General features: G+C 70.8%; 9 protein-coding genes. 7 read left to right on the top strand and 2 right to left on the bottom strand.

Annotation, left to right across the window (positions count from 1 at the left end; genetic code table 11):
* The first annotated feature begins 235 nt into the window (after positions 1–235).
* The 4 genes from metH (at position 236) to AB0950_RS31175 (ending at position 8443) form a co-directional block, all read left to right on the top strand.
* On the top strand, positions 236–3751 hold the full coding sequence (metH, locus tag AB0950_RS31190) for a methionine synthase (protein ID WP_360159201.1): 3516 nt from the start codon (positions 236–238) through the stop codon (positions 3749–3751).
* A 262-nt stretch (positions 3752–4013) separates the two neighbouring features.
* Positions 4014–4715, top strand: coding sequence for an HAD family phosphatase (locus AB0950_RS31185; RefSeq protein WP_360159204.1), 702 nt, complete (start codon positions 4014–4016; stop codon positions 4713–4715).
* A gap of 446 nt (positions 4716–5161) precedes the next feature.
* A complete protein-coding gene (locus AB0950_RS31180) occupies positions 5162–6766 on the top strand; it encodes an ABC transporter substrate-binding protein (protein WP_360159207.1) in 1605 nt (534 codons plus the stop codon).
* A 96-nt stretch (positions 6767–6862) separates the two neighbouring features.
* On the top strand, positions 6863–8443 hold the full coding sequence (locus AB0950_RS31175; protein WP_366779915.1) for an ABC transporter substrate-binding protein: 1581 nt from the start codon (positions 6863–6865) through the stop codon (positions 8441–8443).
* Between the two features lie 91 nt (positions 8444–8534).
* Here AB0950_RS31175 and AB0950_RS31170 read toward each other — a convergent pair whose 3' ends face one another.
* Complete coding sequence (locus AB0950_RS31170; protein ID WP_360159213.1) at positions 8535–9206, bottom strand: response regulator transcription factor; 672 nt, start codon at positions 9204–9206, stop codon at positions 8535–8537.
* A 53-nt stretch (positions 9207–9259) separates the two neighbouring features.
* Entirely contained in the window at positions 9260–10078 is an 819-nt protein-coding gene (locus tag AB0950_RS31165; RefSeq protein ID WP_366779914.1) for a RecB family exonuclease, read from the bottom strand.
* 58 nt (positions 10079–10136) lie between these two features.
* Here AB0950_RS31165 and AB0950_RS31160 point away from each other — a divergent pair, with 58 nt between their 5' ends.
* From AB0950_RS31160 to AB0950_RS31150, 3 genes are all read left to right on the top strand, one after another.
* Positions 10137–10292, top strand: a complete 156-nt coding sequence (locus AB0950_RS31160; RefSeq protein WP_366779913.1) for a hypothetical protein — start codon at positions 10137–10139, stop codon at positions 10290–10292.
* A gap of 867 nt (positions 10293–11159) precedes the next feature.
* Positions 11160–12839, top strand: a complete 1680-nt coding sequence (locus AB0950_RS31155; protein WP_366779912.1) for a site-2 protease family protein — start codon at positions 11160–11162, stop codon at positions 12837–12839.
* A 57-nt stretch (positions 12840–12896) separates the two neighbouring features.
* Positions 12897–13799, top strand: coding sequence for a tRNA (adenine-N1)-methyltransferase (locus AB0950_RS31150; protein WP_189996165.1), 903 nt, complete (start codon positions 12897–12899; stop codon positions 13797–13799).
* Positions 13800–13918 lie beyond the last annotated feature (119 nt).

The following is a 13918-nucleotide window of genomic DNA, read 5'->3' as shown; positions in this document are numbered from 1 at the left end:
GCAATGCCGAACACTACCGGTCCATGTCGACCTCCCGCTAATGGTCGGTCGGGACCTGTTACATCACACGTGACCCGGCCGTGGCGCCCGGGTCACCCGCGTCCGCGTCGTGGACGCCGCTGCCCATCCAAGCCGACTCCCGGTTACGCTGACGCCGTGCGGCATCCCCGCCCGCCAGGAAACGTGCCCGGGGGCGCCGCATAGCCGACAGCCGTCGCATCTAGGGAGCCCCTTCATGGCCTCGTCGCCGCCGTCCCCTTCCGCCGACAGCCGGACCCGTGCGTCCGCGCTCCGACAGGCGCTCGCCACTCGTGTGGTGGTCGCCGACGGAGCCATGGGCACCATGCTCCAGGCCCAGGACCCGACCCTGGAGGACTTCCAGCAGCTCGAGGGCTGCAACGAGATCCTCAACCTCACCCGCCCCGACATCGTCCGCTCCGTCCACGAGGCGTACTTCGCCGTGGGCGTCGACTGCGTCGAGACCAACACCTTCGGGGCCAACCACTCCGCCCTCGGCGAGTACGACATCTCCGAGCGCGTCCACGAGCTGTCCGAGGCCGGCGCCCGGGTCGCCCGCGAGGTCGCCGACGAGTTCACCGCCGAGGACGGCCGCCAGCGCTGGGTGCTGGGCTCCATGGGCCCCGGCACCAAGCTGCCCACCCTCGGCCACGCCCCGTACACCACCCTGCGCGACGCCTACCAGCGCAACGCCGAGGGCCTGGTCACCGGCGGCGCCGACGCGCTGCTCGTGGAGACCACCCAGGACCTGCTGCAGACCAAGGCGGCCGTCCTCGGCGCCCGCCGCGCCCTCGACGCCCTCGGCCTCGACCTCCCGGTCATCGTCTCGGTGACCGTGGAGACCACCGGCACCATGCTCCTCGGCTCCGAGATCGGCGCCGCGCTCACCGCGCTGGAGCCGCTCGGCATCGACATGATCGGCCTGAACTGCGCCACCGGCCCGGCCGAGATGAGCGAGCACCTGCGCTACCTCGCCCGCAACGCCCGCATCCCGCTGTCCTGCATGCCCAACGCGGGCCTGCCCGTCCTCGGCAAGGACGGCGCCCACTACCCGCTGACCGCGCCCGAGCTGGCCGACGCCCAGGAGACCTTCGTCCGCGAGTACGGCCTGTCCCTCGTCGGCGGCTGCTGCGGTACGACGCCGGAGCACCTGCGCCAGGTCGTCGAGCGCGTCCAGGGCCTCACCCCGCCCGAGCGCCGCCCGCAGCCCGAACCCGGCGCCGCCTCCCTCTACCAGAGCGTCCCCTTCCGCCAGGACACCTCCTACCTGGCCATCGGCGAGCGCACCAACGCCAACGGCTCCAAGAAGTTCCGCGAGGCCATGCTCGAGGGCCGCTGGGACGACTGCGTGGAGATCGCGCGCGAGCAGATCCGCGAGGGCGCGCACATGCTCGACCTGTGCGTGGACTACGTCGGCCGTGACGGCGTCGCCGACATGGAGGAACTCGCCGGCCGCTTCGCCACCGCCTCCACCCTGCCGATCGTGCTGGACTCCACCGAGGTCGACGTCATCCGGGCGGGCCTGGAGAAGCTCGGCGGCCGCGCGGTGATCAACTCGGTGAACTACGAGGACGGCGACGGCCCCGACTCCCGCTTCGCGCGCGTCACCCGGCTGGCCCGGGAGCACGGCGCCGCGCTGATCGCGCTGACGATCGACGAAGAGGGCCAGGCCCGCACCCCCGAGAAGAAGGTCGAGATCGCCGAACGGCTGATCGCGGACCTGACGGGGAACTGGGGCATCCGTGAGGAGGACATCCTCATCGACACCCTGACCTTCACCATCTGCACCGGTCAGGAGGAGTCCCGCAAGGACGGTCTCGCCACCATCGAGGCGATCCGCGCGCTGAAGAAGCGCCACCCGGCCGTCCAGACCACCCTCGGCCTGTCCAACATCTCCTTCGGCCTCAACCCGGCCGCCCGGATCCTGCTGAACTCCGTCTTCCTCGACGAGTGCGTCAAGGCCGGCCTGGACTCGGCGATCGTGCACGCCTCCAAGATCCTGCCGATCGCCCGGTTCAGCGAGGAAGAGGTCACCACCGCCCTCGACCTGATCTACGACCGCCGCCGCGAGGGCTACGACCCCCTGCAGAAGCTCATGCAGCTCTTCGAGGGCGCCACCGCCAAGTCCCTGAAGGCCGGCAAGGCCGAGGAACTGGCCGCCCTGCCGCTCGAGGAGCGCCTCAAGCGGCGCATCATCGACGGCGAGCGCAACGGCCTGGAGCAGGACCTGGACGCGGCCCTGCAGGACCGCCCGGCCCTGGACATCGTCAACGACACCCTGCTGGACGGCATGAAGGTCGTCGGCGAGCTGTTCGGCTCCGGCCAGATGCAGCTGCCGTTCGTCCTGCAGTCCGCCGAGGTCATGAAGGCCGCCGTCGCCTACCTCGAACCGCACATGGAGAAGTCCGACGCGGAGGGCAAGGGCACCATCGTGCTGGCCACCGTGCGCGGCGACGTCCACGACATCGGCAAGAACCTCGTCGACATCATCCTGTCCAACAACGGCTACAACGTCGTCAACCTGGGCATCAAGCAGCCGGTCTCCGCGATCCTGGAGGCCGCCGAGGAACACCGGGCCGACGTCATCGGCATGTCCGGCCTGCTGGTGAAGTCCACGGTGATCATGAAGGAGAACCTGGAGGAGCTCAACCAGCGCGGCCTGGCCGCCCGCTTCCCGGTCATCCTCGGCGGCGCCGCCCTGACCCGCGCCTACGTCGAGCAGGACCTGCACGAGATCTACGACGGCGAGGTCCGCTACGCCCGCGACGCCTTCGAGGGCCTGCGCCTGATGGACGCCCTCATCGGCGTCAAGCGCGGCGTGCCCGGCGCCAAGCTGCCCGAGCTGCGCCCGCGCCGGGTACGGGCCACCGCCGCCGTCGAGACCGAGGAACGCCCCGAGGAGGGGCACGTCCGCTCCGACGTCGCCACCGACAACCCCGTGCCGGCCCCGCCGTTCTGGGGCACCCGGATCGTCAAGGGCATCCAGCTCAAGGAGTACGCGAGCTGGCTCGACGAGGGCGCCCTGTTCAAGGGCCAGTGGGGGCTGAAGCAGGCCCGCACCGGCGAGGGGCCGTCGTACGAGGAACTGGTGGAGACCGAGGGGCGCCCCCGGCTGCGCGGCCTCCTCGACCGGCTCCAGACGGAGAACCTGCTGGAAGCGGCCGTCGTCTACGGCTACTTCCCGTGCGTCTCCAAGGACGACGACCTGATCATCCTCGACGAACAGGGCAACGAGCGCACCCGGTTCACCTTCCCGCGCCAGCGCCGCGGCCGCCGGCTGTGCCTGGCCGACTTCTTCCGCCCGGAGGAGTCCGGCGAGACCGACGTCGTCGGCCTCCAGGTCGTCACCATCGGCTCTCGCATCGGCGAGGAGACCGCGAAGCTCTTCGCGGCCAACTCCTACCGCGACTACCTCGAACTGCACGGCCTGTCCGTGCAGTTGGCCGAGGCGCTCGCCGAGTACTGGCACGCACGCGTCCGCTCCGAACTCGGCTTCGCCGGTGAGGACCCGGCCGACATCGAGGACATGTTCGCGCTGAAGTACCGGGGCGCCCGCTTCTCCCTCGGCTACGGCGCCTGTCCCGACCTGGAGGACCGGGCCAAGATCGCGGAACTGCTGGGCCCGGAGCGGATCGGCGTCCACCTGTCCGAGGAGTTCCAGCTGCACCCCGAGCAGTCCACGGACGCGATCGTCATCCATCATCCGGAGGCGAAGTACTTCAACGCCCGCTGAGGCCTCCGGGGGGTGGCCGGGGGCGCCCTCCGGGGCGCCGGGTGAGACCGTGGGCGGCTACGGGTGCGTGGGGGCTGGTCGCGCCCCCGCGGCGGCACGCCGACGGCCCTCTGGCCTGCGGCGAGGGTGATTTTCGGCATACCCCTGTGCGCGAGTGATAAACGAGGCGTTTCCGTCGTCGGCGTCGTACACTGGTCGGTCCACTGATGGCCGGTTCCCTGTCCGGGAACCGGCCTGCTCGTCCCTCAAGGAGGTGCGCCGGATGACCAGCACGGTTCCCGCGCTCGGAACCCGTACGGCCGAAGGCTCAGCCCTGCAGGCCGTGCTCCTCGACATGGACGGCACCCTGGTGGACACCGAGGGATTCTGGTGGGACGTCGAGGTCGAGGTCTTCGCCTCCCTCGGCCACACCCTGGACGACTCCTGGCGGCACGTCGTGGTCGGCGGCCCCATGACCCGCAGCGCCGGCTTCCTCATCGAGGCCACCGGCGCCGCCATCACCCTCGCCGAACTCACGGTGCTGCTCAACGAGGGCTTCGAGGACCGCATCGACCGCGGGCTGCCGCTGATGCCGGGCGCCGCCCGGCTGCTCGCCGAGCTCCACGAGCAGGCGATCCCCACCGCCCTGGTCTCCGCCTCCCACCGCCGCATCATCGACCGCGTGCTGAGCGTGCTGGGCCCGCACCACTTCGCCCTGTCCATCGCCGGCGACGAGGTCTCCCGCACCAAGCCCTTCCCCGACCCCTACCTGCTGGCCGCGGCCGGACTCGGCGCCCGGCCGGACAGATGCGCGGTCGTCGAGGACACCGCGACCGGTGTCGCCGCCGCGGAGGCCGCCGGCTGCCGCGTCGTCGCCGTACCCTCCATCGCCCCCATCGGCCCCTCCGCCGGGCGCACCGTGGTCAGCTCGCTGGAAGAGGTCGATCTGGCATTTCTCCGCGGCCTGATGGCGGAGAAGTCCTAGCCGTTCACCCAGCGTCAATGTGCATTGGCCGCGCTCATTGGCCCGGTTGGACAAATTTCCGAGGAAGTACACGCAGGTGTAATTCACAGACGGTCGTCCGGCCCGAATTCGGCTGGACCCCCGCACAGTTGGGAATGTGACGTTCCCCACCTTGGCGGCCCTCGACAAGCCGGGTCCAGTGTGCTGAACGCCCCCGTTCGGCCCGGAACGGCGGGTCTTTGTGTCCCGATTGATGGAACGCTGCACTAATCATGCCGCTGTCGGGTTTTCGGTGTGTCCGCAACCGGTTTCACTGCGTGATGGGGGGTCAACTCACGTAGCCGTGAGCCCTGCTGCGGGCGCGGACTAATCTCATCGCGAGAACATCACCGCAACCCCCGTGATCCGCGGCACACACCCATGCATGGCGGATACACGGACCCGAACAGCTCTGGAGAAACTCCCGCATGAACCGCAAGACATTGGTGCTGCCGGCGGTCGCCGGCCTGCTCACCCCGGTTCTCGCCGCGTGCGGCACATCCGACAGCGGGAGCAAGAGCTCGGACGCCATCGTCGTCGGCACCACGGACCAGTTCACGGCCACCAAGGACCACCCGGCGCCCATCGACCCGGCCTACGCCTACGACGTCGGCACCTGGAACATCCTGCGCCAGACCGTGCAGACCCTGATGGCCCAGCCCAAGGGCGAAGGCGACCCCGTTCCCGACGCCGCCGAGAGCTGCTCCTTCACCGACAGCGGCAGCGAGCGCTACGCCTGCAAGCTCCGCGACGGCCTGAAGTTCGCCGACGGCGACCCGGTCACGGCCCAGGACGTCAAGTACTCCATCGAGCGCGCCCTGCGCATCAAGGCCAGCAGCGGTGTGTCCTCCCTGCTGAACACCATCGACACCATCGAGACCCAGGGCGACCGCGAGGTCATCTTCCACCTGAAGACCGCCGACGCCACGTTCCCGTACAAGCTGTCCACCCCGGTCGCGGGCATCATCAACCCGAAGGACTACCAGAAGGACAAGCTCCGCGACGGCTTCGACGTCGACGGCTCCGGCCCCTACACCTTCCACGCAGAGGTCAGCGGCAACGCGGTCACCACCGCCGTCTTCACGAAGAACCCCAACTACGAGGGCTCCGTGAAGGTGAACAACGACAAGGTGGAACTGCGCTCCTTCCCCGACGCCGACGCCATGGGCGCCGCCATCGACAAGGGCGACATCGACGTCATGACCCGCACCATGTCGCCCGCCCAGATCCAGAAGCTGGACGCCGGCAGCGACGACAAGGCCGACCTCGTCGACATGCCGGGCCTGGAGATCCGCTACCTCGCCTTCGACACCAACGCGCCCACCGTCAAGTCCAAGGCCGTACGCCAGGCCATGGCCCAGCTCATCGACCGCGCGGAACTCGTCTCCAAGGTGTACGGCACCCAGGCCGAGCCGCTGTACTCGCTGGTCCCGGCCACCATCACCGGCCACTCCAACTCGTTCTTCAACAAGTACGGCAACCCCAGCGTCGCCAAGGCCAAGGAGCTGCTCACCAAGGCCGGCATCACCACCCCGGTCAAGCTCACCCTGCACTACACCACCGACCACTACGGCTCGGCCACCAAGCAGGAGTTCCAGATCCTGCAGAAGCAGCTCAACGACAGCGGCCTGTTCGACGCCTCCATCCAGGGCCACCCCTGGGACACCTTCCGCCCCGCCGAGCAGAAGGGCCGGTACGACGTCTACGGCATGGGCTGGTTCCCCGACTTCCCGGACGCCGACAACTTCCTCGCGCCCTTCCTCGACAAGGACAACTTCCTCGGCTCGCCGTACTCCAACGCCACGATCCAGCACTCCCTGATCCCGGCGTCCCGCCGCGAGGCCGACCGGCTCAACGCCGCCAAGAGCCTCACCGCGATCCAGGACATCGTCGCCGACGACGTCCCGGTCCTGCCGCTGTGGCAGGGCAAGCAGTACGTCGCCGCACGCGACGACATCACGGGCGTCGCCTATGCCCTCAACTCCTCGTCTACGCTCCAGCTGTGGGAGCTCGGCCGCGGTGTGAGCGGCTGACGGCTCTCTCGTGCGGGGGCCGGTGACGGCTGCCCGGATACCCCGGGGCCAGGACGGCGGCCCCGGGGGTGACGAACCGACGACAAGGCACTGCAAGTGAACCAGCGCAACAAGTGGCCAGTCCTGCCCGTCGTGGCGGTACTGGCCTCCGGCCTGTTGACCGCCTGCGGCTCGGAGAACGGTGATTCCGGGGGCACCGGCTCCTCCGTGGTGATGGGGATGTCCGACGACGTCCTCGCCACGGACCCCGCCTCCGGCTACGACCCGGGCTCCTGGCTGTTGTTCGACAACGTCTTCCAGTCGCTGCTCAGCTTCCCGAAGGGCGCGACGGAACCCCAGCCGGAGCTGGCCAGCGGATGCACCTTCACCGACTCCCGGGCCACGGTCTACCGGTGCACCCTCAAGGACGGCCTGAAGTTCAGCAACGGTGACCCCCTCACCTCGAAGGACGTGAAGTTCTCCTTCGACCGCATGCTGAAGATCAACGACCCCTCCGGGCCCGCGATCATGTTCCCGATGCTCGGCAGCATCGACACCCCGGACGCCAAGACGGTCGTCTTCCACCTGAAGACCTCCGACGCCACCTTCCCCAGCAAGATAGCCTCCGGCGCCGGCTCCATCGTCGACCACCGCCAGTACACCGCGAACAGCCTGCGCACCGACCACAAGGCCATCGGCTCCGGCCCCTACAAGCTGGACTCCTTCGACAAGGACCAGGCCGTCTTCTCCGTCAACGCCAACTACAAGGGCACCGCCAAGGTCAAGAACTCCGGCGTCACCCTGAAGTTCTTCCACGGCGACCGCGCCGCACTGAAGAAGGCCCTCCTCGGCGGCGACATAGACCTCGCCTACCGAGGCCTCACCGCCTCCGACATCACCGGCATCGAGAACCAGAGCGACGACAAGGGCCTCGACGTCATCGAGGGCACCAGCGCCGAAGTCCAGCACCTGGTCTTCAACATGAAGGACCCGGTCGCCGGAAAGCTCGGCGTCCGCAAGGCCATGGCCTACCTCGTCGACCGCGACGCCCTCATCAAGAACGTCTACCAGGGCACCGCCACCCCGCTGTACTCGATCATCCCCGCGGGCATCACCGGCCACAACACGGCCTTCTTCGACACCTACGGCGCCCGCCCCTCCCGGGCCAAGGCCGCCGCCGCCCTGCGCGTCGCCGACATCACCGGCAAGGTCAGGCTCACCCTGTGGTCCACGCCGTCGCGTTACGGCCCCGCCACCGACGAGGAGCTCAAGGCCATCGCCGGCCAGCTCAACGCCAGCGGCCTGTTCGACGCCGACGTCAAGTCGGTCCCCTTCGACCAGTACGAGAAGGACATCGCGGCCGGCAAGTACGGCGTGTACGTCAAGGGCTGGGTGCCCGACTACCCGGACCCCGACAACTTCACCGCGCCGTTCTTCGGCAAGGGCAACGTGCTGGACAACCACTACGGCAACGCCACCATCACCGGCAGCCTCATCCCCGACACCGCCGCGCAGAGCGACCGCGCCGCCACCGACAAGGACTTCGGGCGGCTGCAGGACATCGTCGCCACCGACCTGCCCGTCCTGCCCGTCTGGCAGGCCAAGCAGTACGCGGTCGTCCACGACGGCGTCTACGGCCTGGAGTACTGCCTGGACGCCTCCACCGTGTTCCGGTTCTGGGAACTCAGCAAGAGCTGACATCCGCCGGTACCACCCGGCACCGCCGACGCCGTAGACACCGAGGGCGCCCTTCTCCGCGCGGGAGGGGCGCCCTTCGCCGTCGTACGCTCTACTGCGCGCCGGGGCGCACCAGACCGCTCTCGTACGCGTACACCGCCGCCTGCACCCGGTCCCGCAGGCCCAGCTTGGTCAGCACGTGCCCCACATGCGTCTTCACCGTCGTCTCGCTGACGAACAGATCGGCCGCGATCTCCGCGTTCGACAGCCCGCGCGCCACCAGCTTCAGCACCTCCACCTCACGGTCGGTGAGGGTGTTCAGGGTGTCCGGCACCGGCTCCTCACCGGAGGGCAGATGCCCGGCGTACTTGTCCAGCAGCCGGCGCGTGATGCTCGGCGCCAGCATCGCCTCACCGGCCGCCACCACCCGGATCGCCTGCACCAGTTCGTTCGCGGGCGCGTCCTTCAGCAGGAAACCGCTCGCCCCGGCGCGCAGCGCCTCCACCACGTACTCGTCCAGATCGAACGTCGTCAGCACCAGCACCTTCGCCGGACCGTCCCGGTCCGGCCCGGTGATCTGCCGGGTCGCCTCCACCCCGTCCATCCGCGGCATACGGATGTCCATCAGCACCACGTCCGGCTGCAGGGCCCGCACCTGGTCGAGGGCCTGCAGACCGTCACCGGCCTCGCCCACGACCGCGATGTCCTGCTCCGCCTCCAGGATCATCCGGAAACCCGTACGCAGCAGGGGCTGGTCGTCGACCAGTAGGACACGGATGGCCACCTGACACTCCTTCGCTAGGCGCGGCCCATTCTGCCCTGCCCGGGTTTTCCGGTTCACCCGGTCCCGGCGACCGGCAGCGGATACGGCGGGGGAGTGCCGCCGAACTCCGGGCAGTGCGCCTGGTGGTCGCACCAGCCGCACAGCTTGGTCGGCCGCGGCCGCCACTCCCCGGTCCGAGTGGCCTGCCGGATGGCGTCCCACAGCGCGTGCAGCTTGCGCTCCACCCGCTCCAGATCGGCGAGCACCGGGTCGTACGTCACCACGTCCCCGCTGCCCAGATACACCAGCTGCAGCCGCCGCGGCACGACCCCCTTCAGCCGCCACACCACCAGGGCGTAGAACTTCATCTGGAACAGCGCGCCCTCGGAGTACTCCGGCCGCGGCGCCTTGCCCGTCTTGTAGTCGACGATCCGCACCTCACCGGTCGGCGCCACGTCCACCCGGTCGATGATCCCGCGCAGCCGCAGTCCCGACTCCAGCTCGGCCTCCACGAACAGCTCCCGCTCGGCCGGCTCCAGCCGCGTCGGGTCCTCCAGCGTGAACCAGCGCTCGACCAGCCGCTCGGCCTCCGACAGCCATCCGGCCAGCCGCTCGCCGTCCGGATCGTCGGCGAACAGCTCCGTCACCTCCGGCCTGCTCTCCCGCAGCCGGTCCCACTGCCCCGGGATCAGCGCCTTCGCCCGCGGCGCGGTCCGCTCCGCCGCCGGCGCGTCGAACAGCCGCTCCAGCACCGCGTGCACCAGCGTGCCCCGGGTCGCCGCCGCGCTCGGCTTCTCCGGCAGCCGGTCGATCACCCGGAACCGGTACAGCAGCGGGCACTGCATGAAGTCGCTCGCCCGGGACGGGGACAGCGAGGCCGGCGAGGCACCCACCCGCCCGCCACCGGCCTCCGCCACAACCGGCACGAGCGGGTCGGACTCAGGGGCCGCGGTGGCCGTGGCCGAGCCGGGCGCGGGGGCGGCGGTGACCGTCGCCGAGTTGGGGTCAGGGGTCGTGGTGGCCCTGGTCGAGTGGGGGTCAGGGGTTCCTGTGGCCGTGGTGGAGTGGGGCGCCGGGGCCGCTGTCTTCGTCGCCGGGCCGGGCTGAGGGGTCCCTGTGGCCGTCGCCGGGCCGGGCTGAGGGATCTCCGTGGGCGTCACTTGGTCGGGCACAGGGGCCGCGGTGGCCATTGTCGAGCCGGAGTCAGGGGTTCCCGTGGCCGTGGTGGAGTGGGGCGCAGGGGCCGCTGTCTTCGTCGCCGAGCCGGGCTGAGGGGCCGCTGTGGCCGTCGCCGGGCCGGGCTCAGGGATCTCCGTGGGCGTCGCCTGGTCGGGCGCAGGGGTCGTGGTGGCCGTGGTCGAGTGGGGGTCAGGGGTTCCTGTGGGCGTGGTGGAGTGGGGCGCAGGGGCCGCTGTCTTCGTCGCCGAGCCGGGGTGAGGGGTCCCTATGGCCGTCGCCGGGCCGGGCTGAGCGATCCCCGTGGGCGTCGCCTGGTCGGGCACAGGGGCCGTGGTGGCCGTAGTCGAGTCGGGGTCAGGGGTTCCTGCGGCCGTGGTCGAGTCGGGGTCAGGGGTCCCTATGGCCCTCGCCGGGCCGGGCTGAGGGGTCCCCGCGGCCGTCGCCGGGTCCAGCTCAGCGGTCCCAGGGGTCGTCGCCGAGTCTCGCTCGGGCGTCGTCGCAGCCGTCGAAGGCCCCGGCATCGAAGCCGTCGCGGGCGCCGGCCACGGCCTTCCGTCCGGATCCGTCTGCCCGGCGCCGCCCGACCGGGCCCCCGTGTCCTCGATGCTGCTGTCCATGACCACAGACCTTACGGCCCGCCACTGACAGTGACCCAGCCGCCGCCGTGTTCGACCGTGCGGCCACGGGGCAAACACAAGGGGTGCCGGGGCGGAACACGTCACCACGGCCGCATACCATCGACCACAGACCCTTCCGTTCCGCAGGTACGGAAGACGCTTCGAACGAGGGGACACCGTGGACGTGAGCGGCGGGAGCGGGCAGCCGCGGTCCGGCAACGACAAGCCGGCCGAGCACCCCGCGGGTCCGACGGCCCCGAGCACCGACCCCACCGGCCCGGAGCCCCAGCCCCCCACGGACCACCACCGGCCCGAGACCGAGGACACCGGGGCCGAGCGGCCCGGCACGGCCCCCGACAACGCAGGGCCGGGCGCCTCGGACCCCACCGAGTCCGGCGAGGACACGGCCGTCTCCGCTTCCCCGGAGCGCACGGACAGCACAGGCTCCGGCACCGGCTCGGACGCAGCCGGGAGTGAGGACCGTACCGACGCCGCACGGCAGGCCGGCCCTCCCGAGACTCCCGGCACCAGCGACGCCACGGACGCTGCGGGCGCCGAAGGGCACACCCACCACCTCCAGCCCCCCGGCACCCCCGCCCGACCGGAGCACGCCCCCGGCGCCCCGCGTGACGAGCAGCACGAGCACCGGTCGCTCGCCCACTCCGGGATCGCCAAGGGCGAGCCCCCGCAGCCAAGGCCCAAGGAGCCCGGCGGGGGCATCCTCATGGGACGGCCGTTCGGCGTGCCCGTGTACGTCGCCCCCAGCTGGTTCCTCGTCGCCGCGCTGATCACCTGGGTCTTCGGCGGCCAGCTCGACCGCGTGCTGCCCGAGCTGGGCGCCGCCCGCTACCTCGTCTCCCTGTTCTTCGCCGTCGCCTTCTACGCCTCCGTCCTGGTCCACGAGCTGGCCCACACGGTCGCCGCGATCCGCTTCAAGCTCCCGGTGCGCCGCATCCAGCTGCAGTTCTTCGGCGGCGTCTCCGAGATCGAGAAGGAGGCCGAGACCCCCGGCCGCGAGTTCGTCCTGGCCTTCGTCGGCCCGCTGCTCTCCCTCGTCCTGGCCGGCCTGTTCTACCTCGCCATGAAGCCCGTCGAGCCCGGCACCGTACCCGGCGTCCTGCTGGCCGGCCTGATGATCTCCAACCTCATCGTCGCGGTCTTCAACCTCCTGCCCGGCCTGCCCCTCGACGGCGGCCGCATGCTCCGCGCCGTCGTGTGGAAGATCACCGGCAGGCCCATGAGCGGCACCGTCGCCGCCGCCTGGGTCGGCCGCGCCCTCGCCGTCACCGTCCTCATCGGCCTGCCCCTGCTCAACCAGTCCGGCGCCCTCGGCGGCGACAGCGCGGACACCGGCGGCATGGACACCGTCACCGACGCCCTGCTCGCCGCCATCCTCGCCGCGATCATCTGGACCGGCGCCGGCAACAGCCTGCGCATGGCCCGCCTGCGCGAACACCTCCCCGAACTGCGTGCCCGCACCCTGACCCGGCGCGCCGTACCGGTCGAGACCGGCACCCCGCTCTCCGAGGCCCTGCGCCGGGCCAACGCGGCCGGCGCCCGCGCTCTGGTCGTCGTCGACGCCCACGGCAACCCCGTCTCCCTGGTCCGCGAGTCCGCCATCGTCGGCGTACCCGAACACCGCCGCCCCTGGGTCGCCGTCAGCGGCCTCGCCCAGGACCTCACCGAGGGCATGCGCGTCTCCGCGGAACTCGCCGGAGAAGAACTCCTCGACGTCCTGCGCGCCACCCCCGCCACCGAGTACCTGGTGGTCGAGGAGACGGGCGAGATCTACGGCGTCCTGTCAGCGGCAGACGTGGAGCGCGCCTTCGTCAAGGCAATGGCAAGGCCGGCTTCATAGCGCCCCGCACCGGAGGCATCGGCCAAGCCCCCGGCAGGGACCCGGTACGCTGGTCACATGTCCGAACCGACCGGTGCCGCCCGCAGACGCGGGCCCTTCAAGGTCGGGGACCAGGTACAGCTGACCGACCCCAAGGGTCGCCACTACACGTTCACGCTCGAAGCCGGGAAGAACTTCCACACCCACAAGGGTTCCTTCCCGCACGACGAACTGATCGGCGCTCCCGAGGGCAGCGTTGTCCGCACCACCGGCAACGTCGCCTACCTCGCGCTGCGCCCCCTGCTCCCCGACTACGTCCTGTCCATGCCCCGCGGGGCGGCCGTCGTCTACCCGAAGGACGCGGGGCAGATCCTCGCCTTCGCCGACATCTTCCCCGGCGCGCGCGTTGTGGAAGCCGGCGTGGGCTCCGGCTCGCTCAGCAGCTTCCTGCTGCGCGCCATCGGCGACCAGGGCATGCTGCACTCCTACGAGCGCCGCGAGGACTTCGCCGAGATCGCCCGGCAGAACGTGGAGCGCTACTTCGGCGGCCCCCACCCCGCCTGGCAGCTCACCGTCGGCGACCTCCAGGACAACCTGTCCGACACCGACGTCGACCGCGTCATCCTCGACATGCTCGCCCCCTGGGAATGCCTGGAAGCCGTCTCCAAGGCACTCGTCCCCGGCGGCATCCTGTGCTGCTACGTGGCCACCACCACCCAGCTCGCCCGGACCGTGGAATCCATCCGGGAGATCGGCTGCTTCAACGAGCCGACCGCCTGGGAGACCATGATCCGCAACTGGCACATCGAGGGCCTGGCCGTCCGCCCGGACCACCGGATGATCGGCCACACCGGCTTCCTGCTCACCGCCCGCCGCCTCGCCGACGGCGTCGAGCCCCCCATGCGCCGCCGCCGCCCCGCCAAGGGCGCCTACGGCGAGGACTACGCCGGCCCCAACGCCGACGGCGGCACCGGCCGCTGACCCACCCGCACACAGCACAACGCACGGGCGCCGTGCCGCAGTTCCCCCACACCGGCGGGAACTGCCAGGGCCGCCGGCAGGCGGGGGGCTCGCAGGGCGTCGTAGTACGCCAGTGCCGC

The sequence above is a fragment of the Streptomyces sp. NPDC007189 genome, from assembly GCF_040703635.1.
In the GTDB taxonomy this organism is placed as follows: Bacteria; Actinomycetota; Actinomycetes; order Streptomycetales; family Streptomycetaceae; genus Streptomyces.
This window is presented reverse-complemented; position numbering and strand designations above follow the sequence as displayed.

Excerpts from the sequence above, each read along its gene's own strand:
- AB0950_RS31150 (WP_189996165.1), top strand. The coding sequence starts at position 12,897 with ATGTCCGAACCGACCGGTGCCGCCCGCAGACGCGGGCCCTTCAAGGTC.
- metH (WP_360159201.1), top strand. The coding sequence starts at position 236 with ATGGCCTCGTCGCCGCCGTCCCCTTCCGCCGACAGCCGGACCCGTGCG.
- AB0950_RS31185 (WP_360159204.1), top strand. The coding sequence starts at position 4,014 with ATGACCAGCACGGTTCCCGCGCTCGGAACCCGTACGGCCGAAGGCTCA.
- AB0950_RS31180 (WP_360159207.1), top strand. The coding sequence starts at position 5,162 with ATGAACCGCAAGACATTGGTGCTGCCGGCGGTCGCCGGCCTGCTCACC.